Below are 8,758 nucleotides of genomic sequence, written 5' to 3'. Positions count from 1 at the left end.
GGTGGGGCCGGGGGATTGTCGGGCGTGGCGAATTTCCGCACCATCAACCCCGATGATCTGCTGTTGCCGGGCAAGCCCCTTGCTTTCATGCTGGATACGACGACCGGCACCAATGCCTATAACCACGCGGTCAATGCCGCAGTTGCCTGGCGCATCAGCCCGGACCTCTCGGTCATGCTGGGCTTTGGCGACAAGAAGATCGGGGATTACAAGCCGGGCCAGAGCGGTCTCGGCGATCTGACGGCGCTCGGCGACACCGTACATATCGGTTACAACGCGAATTATGATATCAGCAAGATGACGGCGCAGGATCAGTCCACGGCACTGTTCAAGGCCGTCTGGCGTCTGAATGAAGCAACAGAGCTCAAATTCAGCATCAACGGATACAAATCGGAATTCGACTGGTCGACAGCAGCCGAAGCCGATCAGTATTACAGCCGGAAATCGATCGACAGCCGCACCTATGCCCTGGATTATACCTACAAACCCGGCGACCCCTTGATCGACTTTTCCGCCAAGCTTTATCTGACGACAACCGATAACAACAGCTACTATCCCTACCGCCCGGCAACCAACTATTGTCCCTGCACTTCTGCGACCGAGTTGTCCACACTTGGCGGCTTCGCCCGCAACACCTCTGAATTCAGCCTGGGATCGACCGAGATCACTGCGCATTACGGGTTCGAATTCCTGAAGGACACCACCTCGGGTAAATCGACCGAAGATACCGGCCGTGACAATGACCAGCGCTGGTTCAATCAGGAAAGCCCCGATGCAGACCGGCTTCTGGCGAGCGCCTTTGTCGACCTGTCGATACGGCCGAACCAGTGGCTCGATATCCGGCCCGGCCTGCGTTATGATTACTTCAGCCTGAAAGGATCTGGCGAGCGGCTCTATTTCCCCGACGGGCCGATGGGCATCTATATGCCCTATTGGGGTGATTTCAACGTGGACCGCAGCGAAAGCCGCCTGTCGCCTTCTTTGAACATCGCGGTCGAGCCGAAAGAGGGGCTGCAATTCTACGGGAAATATGTTGAGGGGTTCCGGCCGCCGCAAATTCAGGAGGCGATGTTCTCCGGCCTGCATATCGGCGCAACCAGCAATCTGATCGGGCTCTGGCGGTTCTTCCCCAATACGGAGATCATGCCTGAAACCTCGGAGACCTATGAACTCGGGGCCAATGCGAGCTTTGACAGCCTGATAAGGGACGGGGATACGCTGCGTCTCAAGGCATCGGTCTTTCACAGCCGGGTCGAGAATTACATGACCATTGCCTATGTGGCACTTCCGAACCAGATCCCCAACCTGATGACGGTTGGCGGCGCTTTCGTGAATACGCTGGATCCGGCCACCTTCAAGGGGGCGGAGCTGGAAGCGGCCTATGATACCGGGCGTTTCTATGCGGGTCTGAGCTATACCTATCTCGACAGCGATCTGAATACCTCGAATATTGACCCCTATATCTACGGGGGTGCCGTGCCGCCTTCCGGAGGCTCTACCTTTACCGGTGAAGTATTCTCGCTTGCCATTCCGCCCCGTCACAAAGCCAGCCTGGATCTTGGCGGGCGCTTCTTCGATGATCGCCTGACCCTCGGAACCCGGGTCCATTACGCGTCCGCCTCAAAGCATGGCGGTAATGAAAGCCAGGCCTCGAGTGCATTTGTGCCGTCGCATACGACCATCGACCTCTATGGAGCATGGAAGATCACCGATCTGGCGACGGCCAGCCTCTCGATCACTAATGTCACCGACAAGGCACATGGCGATCCGCTGGCGACTGGCCTTGTCCTCTCTCCCGGCAGGACAGCGACGGTCTCGCTGAACATGCGGTTCTGATAGCATCCGGCCGGGCAGACAACTGCCCGGCCCCTGAAAACGAGGTGGTCTGCAATGACGGTTCAACAGGATATGTCCCGTGCGGCACGGTTGCGCATGGCGACACATACAACGCATGAGGCGCTCGACCAGTCGATCATGGCGGCACGGCCCTTCGACTCGGTGGCAAATTACGGTCGTTTCCTGAAGGTGCAGCACGCTTTCCACCGGGATGTCTCGCCGCTCTATCATGTGTCGGCGCTGCGGGATCTGATCCCGGACCTGGGCCAGCGTGAGCGCGTCGCCGCAGTGACACAGGATGTGGCCGACCTCGGGACGGACCTGCCGGATTATCCCGAGCCCCCTGCCGGTGAGACCCTGGACCTGCCAGAGGCACTTGGCTGGCTCTATGTGGTCGAGGGGTCCAATCTCGGCGCGGCGTTCCTGTTCAGGGCTGCGTTGAATATGGGGCTTTCCGCCAGCCATGGCGCCCGGCATCTGGCCGACGCGCCGGAGGGGCGGGCGGCGCAGTGGCGGGCTTTCAAGGCGGCGCTGGATGCCGCAGAACTGTCGCCCGCCGAGGAGGCCCGCGTTGTCACCGGAGCCAGGGCCGCCTTTGCCCGGGTCCGCGCCCTGGTTGCAGAGCACCTTCAGCCCTGCCAGTCAGCCTGACCATGGAGGGCGTGGCAATGGACTCTGTGGATTGCGTGATAGCGGGCGGCGGACCGGCCGGGATGATGGCGGGACTATTGCTGGCGCGTGCCGGATGCCGTGTCGCGGTGCTGGAGAAGCACCGGGATTTCCTGCACGATTTCCGGGGTGACACGATCCACCCCTCGACCCTGCAATTGATGGATGAACTGGGTTGGCTGGAGGAATTTCTGCGCCTGCCGCACCAGAAGGCGCCCGATCTGCATGCCGAGCTCGGTGGGCGGCAGGTCATGATCGCCGACTTCAGCCGCTTGCCGCTTGAGTGCCGCTACATCGCCTTCATGCCGCAATGGGATTTCCTGAATTTCCTCGCCGCCAAGGGTGCGCAGATGCCGGGTTTTACCCTGCTTATGGGCCACCGCATCACCGGGCTTTTGCGCGAGGATGGGCGTGTGGCCGGGGCGGCATGGCAGAGTGATGCAGGTGCGGGCGAAATTCGCGCGCCGCTGGTGATCGGCGCCGATGGGCGGCATTCCGTGGTGCGGGCCGAGGCGGGGCTGGAGGTGATCGACTTCGGCTCGGCGGTCGATGTGCTGTGGCTGCAACTGACGCGCCTGCCCGATGATCCGGCTCCGGCGATGAGCCATGCCGGGCCGCAGCAGGGCCTCGTCCTGATCGACCGTGGGGATTTCTGGCAATGCGGCTATGTGATCCGCAAGGGCGGCTATGACGATCTGAAGGCTCGCGGCCTGTCTGCTTTCCGTGCTGCCCTTGCCGCGTTGGCGCCGCTGCCGGCGGCGCGGTTCGAGGAGATCACCGGCTGGGACCGGATTCATCTTCTGTCGATCCGCATGGACCGGCTGCGGCAATGGTGGGCGCCGGGTGTCCTTTGCATCGGCGATGCGGCCCATGCCATGTCGCCGGTCGGAGGCTTTGGTGTGAACCTTGCCATTCAGGATGCGGTGGCGGCTGCAAATACCCTTGCCGCTCCGCTGCGCGAGGAGCGGTTGTGTGACAGCGATCTGGCCCGGGTGCAGGCCCGGCGGCTGTTCCCGACCCGGGCCACGCAAGGCATGCAGCGCATGATGCGTCGCAAGCGCAATGACAAAGGCGAGGCCGTGCCGCGTCCACCCGGTTTCGTGCGCATGATCGCGCGTTTCCCCATGCTCTCGCGCCTGATGGGGCGGCTGATCGGCATGGGTTTCAGACAAGAGCATATCAAATACTGAGGAACTGCGCGTGGGTTTCCCCTTTTGCGCCGGCCGCATGGTGGTGGGCCCTGATCACGGTGCTGTCGATCGTCTGGAGCTTGTCGGGCGCGAGCTTCGCGTGGTTCAAGGCATCCAGGATGTCCTCCCACAGCCCGGCGAGCGTCCAGCGCCGGAACTGCCGATAGACAGATGACCACTTGCCAAACTCCTCTGGCAGGTCTCGCCAGGGCGCACCGGTCCGCGCGACCCGGAAAATACCATCCAGAACAAGTCGATGGTCCGCAGGCTTGCGCCCGTTCGGATGAAGCCTTCAAAGAATGCCCATTCGTCGTCGGACATCAGGTTGCGTGCCAAGCTCATCTCCCATGTAGAGATGAGCCTGAATCACAGCCGACCGCGCAGTGGAATCCTTTTTGTCAACACATCCTGGTCTTTCTGGCGATCTTCGACCGAGGAAAGCCTTTCCTCGACGTTGTGGCAGGGATCCTTCCATTCCAGAGAAAGTATCGCAGCAGCAAACCGTGCGATCAAACAACCAGGGCGACCATGCCCCTCAGCCTTGCGTCTCAGGACCGGGTATAGACCAGAGCCTCATCGATTGCGCTGATCCGGGCGAAACGGTCGACCTCGGACCAGTAATCCTGGGTATGCTGCCACTCCTCAAGATCAAGCCGCTTGGGCATCAGATCTATGTCGCGCATCAGATAATTCGGATTGAAGCTTTCCGGGTCGACCCACGGCAGGCGCTCCATTCCGCGCAAACGATCCGGGATCGCGACCGTGACGCTGCGGCTGCCGGTCGTCTCCATATGGTTCAGGATGCGGCATATCACCTCGGCGATCATCTCGACCCGCAATGTCCAGCTGGCGCGGAAATAGCCGAAGACCCAGACCATGTTCGGCACGCCGGTGAACATCATGCCCTGCCAGGTCACCGTCCGGGCAAAATCGACCGGCTGGCCGTCCAGCGAAAAGGCGATATCGCCGAGAACACAGAGATTGAAGCCGGTGGCGGTGACGACAAGATCGGCCTCGACCCTGGTGCCGTCGGTCATCTCCAGCCCGGTTTCGGTGAAGCGCCCGATCTGGCCGGTGACGATATCGGCCTTGCCCTCGCGGAAGGGGGTGAAAAAGTCGCCCTCCGGGATGAAGGCGACGCGCTGTTGCCAGGGCCGGTAGCGCGGGGTGAAGTGCCTGGCCACATCGACATTCGGGCCAAGATGTTCGACCACCTTGCCGATCAGTTCGGCGGCAACCGCTTCGGGTTCTGCAGCGGCCCGGCCGACGCGCGCCTTCTGATCGGCAAGCAGCTTCTTGCGGATGATCGCATGGATCCAATGCTCGTCGATCTCCAGTGCGCGCAGCTCATCCGCCAGGGCATCGGCATTGGTGCCGGGGTTGAAATAGGTCGGAGAGCGCTGAACCAGCGTGATATGCCCGGCCTTTTCCGCCATGGCCGGCACGATGGTCGCCGCCGTCGCGCCCGATCCGATCACCGCGATCCTTTTGCCGGTATAATCCAGATCGGCCGGCCATTTCTGCGGATGCACGATGCGCCCGCGATAGTCTGCCATGCCGGGCCAGTCGGGCGTATGGCCCTCTTCATGGCGGTAATAACCCTGACCCATCCACAGGAAACTGGCGCGCAGGGTGCTGTCCGAGCCATCCGCCAGCCGGATCTTCAGCGTCCAGAGCGCCTCGGCCGCCGACCAGTCGGCGGAAATCACTTTATGGCCGTAGCGGATATGGCGGCCGAGATCGTTTTCCGCGATCACCGCCTCCAGATAGGCGAGGATGCGGTCGCCGGTCGCCACCGGCTCTTCGGTCCAGGGTTTGAAGCTGTAACCGAAGGTGTAAAGGTCACTGTCCGAGCGGACACCGGGATAGCGGTGGGTGTGCCAGGTGCCGCCGAAGGTTTCCTGGGCTTCCAGAATGGCAAAGCTCTTGCCGGGGCAGGCGCGTTGCAGGTGCCAGGCGCTGCCGATGCCGGAGATCCCGGCGCCGACGATGAGAACGTCGAAAATCTCCATGATCTCAGACCGTCTCCATATAGCGGCGGCGTTCCAGATCGGTGACGGTGCCGTGGAAGACGCCGATCTCGAAGCAGGCGATCCGCAGTGCATTGTCGATCAGCGCCGGGGGCAGGATCTCGCGGATCGCCTGGCTTTCCTCAACGGCGGCGACGGCAGCGGCCAGATCCACCGGGACCGTTTCGACGCCTTGCTCGTAATTGTTGCCCGAGCCGGGGGCGGGCGGCTCCAGCGCCAGTTCGATCCCGCGCAGACCCGCACCGAGCCCGGTTGCGATGCCGAGATAGGGGTTCAGATCGGCGCCGCCGATCCGCACCTCCAGCCGGCATTTCCCGGCGCTTTCATTGATGGCGCGGAAACCTGCGGTGCGGTTGTCGACGCCCCAGCAACGGGTGGTGCCGGCAAAGCTGCCCGATTGCATCCGCTTGTAGGAATTCACGTTCGGCGCATAGAACAGCACGGATTCGGCAAAGACCGCCATGTTGCCGGCCACGAAATGCCGGAAGGTCTTTGACAGTTTCAACGGGTCGGCGGGATCGTAGAAGACACTCTCTCCGCTGGCTTTGTCACGCAGGCTGAGATGGATATGGCCGGAACTGCCGGACATGTCCTCGCGCAATTTGGCGATGAAGGTGGCCGTGGCGCCCGCCTCGGCCGCGATCTGCTTGACCGCCAGCTTCATCAGCACCGCCGTATCGGCCATGGCCAGCGGATCGGCGCGGTAGAGGTTCACCTCGAACTGGCCCTGGCCCCATTCGGGCAGGCAGGCCTCGATCTCTTCGGGGAAGCAATCGCGCAGGCGGCCGATGACCGGTTCGCAGAAATACCCCTCAAGGATCGAGTAGCAATGGATGTCCTTCGAGGGCAGCGGAAGGTCCGACCAGCGGCCCTGACGGACCTCGGAAATCGGCAAAGGCAGGATGTAGAATTCCAGCTCAAGGCTTGCATAGGCTTTGAAACCCAGCCTGTCCGCCAGCGCCACCTGGCGTTTCAGTGCGCCGCGGGGGCACAGGGGATGCGGCGCGCCCTCGGGTGTCACCCAGTCCAGCAGGACGATTGCCGCATCCTTCTCCCAGGGGGCAAGGCGGAAGGTCGAAAGATCAGGTTTCGCATGGACATCGGGAATGCCGGTGTCGAAGAGGCCGGGCAGCACCTCGTCCATGGTGGTGGTGCCAAGGATGTAAGAGGCAAAGCTGATGCCGCTTTCGGCTGCCTTGCGGAAATAGGGCACCGTCAGGCGCTTGCCGCGCAAGACCCCGGCGGGATCGGTTCCCGCCACGATCACCGTGCGGATGCCGTGATCGGCGATCAGCTTTTCGATCTGTTCCATATCCATCTCAGCGGCCTTCCGAACCGGCGGCGCCCTTGCCGCGCGAGGCATACATTCCGATCACGATCAGCACGACCGAGACGGCAATAATCAGGGTGGCGGCGGCATTCACCTCTGGCGTGACCTCGCGGCGCAACAGCGACCACAGCGTCATCGGAAGCGTGTTCTCGCGCCCGGTCAGCAGGAAGGTCACCGCAATCTCATCGAAGGAGATCGAGAACGAGATCAGCATCGCGCCGAAGAGCGAGGATCTGACCCCCGGCAGGGTGACATGGCGAAACACCTCCCAGTCATTGGCGCCGAGATTCACCGCCGCCTCGGTCTGGCTTTTGCCCATCTGTTGCAGGCGGGCGAAAACCTCGGTGATGGTGATGCACATCAGCGCCGTGCCCTGGCCCAGCATGATCGTATGCAGCGACAGTTTCAGGTTCAGCGTGAGGTAAAAGCTGAGCAGCGCCACCCCGGTGATGATCCCCGGCAGCACGATCGGCAGCATGACGATGCGGCGGAAGATCCCCTTGCCGGGAAACTCGTAGCGGTCCAGCGCGATGGCGGCGGGCAGGCCGAAGACCACGCTCAGGATCACCACGCCCACCGCCACATAGACGCTGTTCCAGATCGAGCCCATGATCTGCCGGTTGGACAGAAGATCGGCATACCAGTGCAGGGTGAAGCCGTTGAACGGCAGCCCGGTATAGGAGGAATCGTTGAACGAGAAGACCACGATCACCAGCAGGGGCGCGTAAAGGAAGAACAGCACCAGCGAGGCGAGCGACAGCACGAAGGGTCGATTTCCGAAGGCACGCATGATCAGAGCCTCACCTTGGTTTTCTCTTCCAGCCAGCCGGTCAGCGAGATCAGGCCAAGGCCGAGCGTGATGATGACCAGCCCGATTGCCGCCGCCATCGGCCAGTCAAAGGCCACGCCGAGAAGGTTGATGACGATGTTCGAGATCATCACCGAATCCGAGCCTCCGACCAGGACCGGCGCCACGAAGTCGCCGAAGGCCAGCGAGAAGGTGATGATGCCGCCCGCGATGATGCCGGGCACCGAAATCGGCAGCACGATGCGCCAGAAAATCTCCCACCCGCCGGCACCGAGGTTTTTCGCCGCCTCGACCAGCGAGGTCGGGATGCGCTCAAGCTGGGCATAGATCGACAGCACCGCGAAGGGCGTGAAGATATAGGTCAGCGTCAGCACCACGCTGAACTCGTTGTAAAGGAAGAGCCGCACCGGCTCATCGGTGAACCCAAGGCCCTGAAGCGTGGCGTTCAGGATCCCGTTGGTGCCGAGAATGGTCTTCCAGGCATAGGCCTTGACCAGATAGCTGGCCCACCAGGGCACGATGACCAGCAGATAGAGCGCGAATTTCACCGAAGCCGAGCGGGTGTGAAAGGCGATCACGAAGGCCAGCGGCCAGGCGACGATGGCTGACAGGATGGCGGTCATCAGCCCGATCCGCGCCGATTTCAGGATCACGCCCAGATAGGGCTCATCGGTGAAGACGCGGGCGAAATTCGCCAGTGAAAGGCCGGGAACAAAGCGCATGTCCTCGGTATGGCCAAGGCTGTACCAGAACAGCATCGCATAGGGCACGAGGATGAAGACCGAGAACCAGGCGACGGGCGGCAAAAGCCACAACAGCATCCGCCGCCGTTCCAGCCTTTTCGCGCTGCGCAAGGCTGGCTGTGGCTCGCGCACTTCTATGGTGGCCTGCATGC

The 8,758-nt window shown here is 62.1% G+C and carries 7 protein-coding genes and 1 pseudogene; 3 read left to right on the top strand and 5 right to left on the bottom strand.

Features of this window, described 5'->3' with window-relative positions; translation table 11 throughout:
• The 3 genes from XINFAN_RS21040 to XINFAN_RS21030 form a co-directional block, all read left to right on the top strand.
• On the top strand, positions 1-1,836 hold a 1,836-nt coding region (locus XINFAN_RS21040), incomplete at its 5' end, for a TonB-dependent receptor domain-containing protein (protein WP_124088806.1).
• Between the two features lie 54 nt (positions 1,837-1,890).
• Entirely contained in the window at positions 1,891-2,487 is a 597-nt protein-coding gene (locus tag XINFAN_RS21035; RefSeq protein WP_124088805.1) for a biliverdin-producing heme oxygenase, read from the top strand.
• 17 nt (positions 2,488-2,504) lie between these two features.
• Positions 2,505-3,695 carry an FAD-dependent oxidoreductase gene (locus XINFAN_RS21030; RefSeq protein WP_124088804.1) on the top strand — a complete coding sequence of 397 codons (1,191 nt, stop codon included), beginning with the start codon at positions 2,505-2,507 and terminating at the stop codon, positions 3,693-3,695.
• Between the two features lie 4 nt (positions 3,696-3,699).
• Here XINFAN_RS21030 and XINFAN_RS21025 read toward each other — a convergent pair.
• From XINFAN_RS21025 to XINFAN_RS21005, 5 genes and pseudogenes are all read right to left on the bottom strand, one after another.
• Positions 3,700-4,037, bottom strand: a pseudogene (locus tag XINFAN_RS21025) (transposase); the annotation flags it as partial.
• A gap of 206 nt (positions 4,038-4,243) precedes the next feature.
• The gene (locus XINFAN_RS21020) at positions 4,244-5,707 is read right to left on the bottom strand and encodes a flavin-containing monooxygenase (protein WP_124088803.1); all 1,464 of its coding nucleotides are present in this window, start codon (positions 5,705-5,707) and stop codon (positions 4,244-4,246) included.
• Positions 5,708-5,711: 4 nt separating this feature from the next.
• Positions 5,712-7,037, bottom strand: coding sequence for a glutamine synthetase family protein (locus XINFAN_RS21015; RefSeq protein WP_160144695.1), 1,326 nt, complete (start codon positions 7,035-7,037; stop codon positions 5,712-5,714).
• Positions 7,038-7,044: 7 nt separating this feature from the next.
• Positions 7,045-7,845 (bottom strand): ABC transporter permease, encoded by an 801-nt coding sequence (locus XINFAN_RS21010; RefSeq protein ID WP_124088801.1) that lies wholly within the window; start codon positions 7,843-7,845, stop codon positions 7,045-7,047.
• A 2-nt stretch (positions 7,846-7,847) separates the two neighbouring features.
• Entirely contained in the window at positions 7,848-8,756 is a 909-nt protein-coding gene (locus tag XINFAN_RS21005) for an ABC transporter permease (RefSeq protein ID WP_124088800.1), read from the bottom strand.
• Between the last annotated feature and the right edge of the window lie 2 nt (positions 8,757-8,758).

Source organism: Pseudogemmobacter humi, assembly GCF_900609055.1.
Lineage (GTDB): Bacteria > Pseudomonadota > Alphaproteobacteria > Rhodobacterales > Rhodobacteraceae > Pseudogemmobacter > Pseudogemmobacter humi.
This window is presented reverse-complemented; position numbering and strand designations above follow the sequence as displayed.